This is a genomic window from Streptococcus danieliae (assembly GCF_009767945.1).
GTDB lineage: Bacteria > Bacillota > Bacilli > Lactobacillales > Streptococcaceae > Streptococcus > Streptococcus danieliae.
The window spans coordinates 35001-36879 of the sequence record NZ_WSRS01000005.1; the positions used below are offsets into that span (position 1 = coordinate 35001).

Sequence of the window (1879 nt, forward strand, 5' to 3'; positions counted from 1 at the left end):
CTGAGGCTACTCGCCTCGACTACCTGTGTCGGTTTGCGGTACGGGTAGTATATAGATTAGCGCTAGAAGCTTTTCTCGGCAGCCTGACATCAGGGACTCGATAGCCTTAGCTACCTCCCCATCACAGCTCAATGTTACAGGTAAAAGCATTTGACTCTTACCACACCTCACTGTTTAGACCAGAATCCATTAACTGGCTTCCCCTAGCCTTCTGCGTCACTCCTTCACTCTATATATTAGTACAGGAATATCAACCTGTTGTCCATCGAATACACCTTTCGGTCTCTCCTTAGGTCCCGACTAACCCAGGGCGGACGAGCCTTCCCCTGGAAACCTTAGTCTTACGGTGGATGGGATTCTCACCCATCTTGCGCTACTCATACCGGCATTCTCACTTCTATGCGTTCCAGTGCTCCTCACGGTACACCTTCTCCACACATAGAACGCTCTCCTACCATCCTTTACAGGATCCACAGCTTCGGTAAATTGTTTTAGCCCCGGTACATTTTCGGCGCAGGGTCACTCGACTAGTGAGCTATTACGCACTCTTTGAATGAATAGCTGCTTCTAAGCTAACATCCTAGTTGTCTGTGCAACCCCACATCCTTTTCCACTTAACAATTATTTTGGGACCTTAGCTGGTGGTCTGGGCTGTTTCCCTTTCGACTACGGATCTTAGCACTCGCAGTCTGACTGCCGACCATAAATCATTGGCATTCGGAGTTTATCTGAGATTGGTAATCCGAGATGGACCCCTCACCCAAACAGTGCTCTACCTCCAAGATTCTTAATGTCGACGCTAGCCCTAAAGCTATTTCGGAGAGAACCAGCTATCTCCAAGTTCGTTTGGAATTTCTCCGCTACCCACAAGTCATCCAAGCACTTTTCAACGTGCCCTGGTTCGGTCCTCCAGTGAGTTTTACCTCACCTTCAACCTGCTCATGGGTAGGTCACATGGTTTCGGGTCTACGACTACATACTATGGCGCCCTATTCAGACTCGGTTTCCCTGCGGCTCCGTCTCTTCAACTTAACCTCGCATGTAATCGTAACTCGCCGGTTCATTCTACAAAAGGCACGCTCTCACCCATTAACGGGCTCGAACTTCTTGTAGGCACACGGTTTCAGGTTCTATTTCACTCCCCTCCCGGGGTGCTTTTCACCTTTCCCTCACGGTACTGGTTCACTATCGGTCACTAGGGAGTATTTAGGGTTGGGAGATGGTCCTCCCAGATTCCGACGGGATTTCTCGTGTCCCGCCGTACTCAGGATACTGCTAGCTCATTAAACCATTTTAAATACGAGGCTCTCACTCTCTTTGGCTGACCTTCCCATGTCATTCTTCTATAGTCTAAATTCACATTTTGCAGTCCTACAACCCCGAGTGGTAAACCACTCGGTTTGCCCTCCTGCCGTTTCGCTCGCCGCTACTCAGGCAATCGCGTTTGCTTTCTCTTCCTGCAGCTACTTAGATGTTTCAGTTCACTGCGTCTTCCCTCTTTAGTCTTAACAACTAAAGATACTAGCCTTCAGCTAGTGGGTTCCCCCATTCGGACATCTCTGGATCTTCGCTTACTTACAGCTACCCAAAGCATTTCGTCGTTTGTCACGTCCTTCATCGGCTCCTAGTGCCAAGGCATCCACCGTGCGCCCTTACTAACTTAACCTTCTTCTTAACTCTACCTGAATTAAGTAAACTCTTATGCGTTCAGCGTTTCGGTTTATTTCTTGTTACTTTCTTTGATATAGATATTCAATTTTCAATGTTCTAGTAGGATATTAAAGCCGTCAAGCTGACATATCCTATGGAGCCTAGCGGGATCGAACCGCTGACCTCCTGCGTGCAAAGCAGGCGCTCTCCCAGCTGAGCTAAGGCCCCT

1 tRNA gene and 1 rRNA gene (1 of these 2 running past the window's edge) are annotated in these 1879 nt (G+C 48.6%); both read right to left on the reverse strand.

Annotated elements, in window-relative coordinates:
• Nucleotides 1-1666: ribosomal RNA gene (locus E5983_RS01315) — 23S ribosomal RNA — on the reverse strand (it extends 1229 nt beyond the left edge of the window).
• Between the two features lie 139 nt (nt 1667-1805).
• Nucleotides 1806-1878: transfer RNA gene (locus E5983_RS01320), tRNA-Ala, on the reverse strand.
• Nucleotide 1879 lies beyond the last annotated feature (1 nt).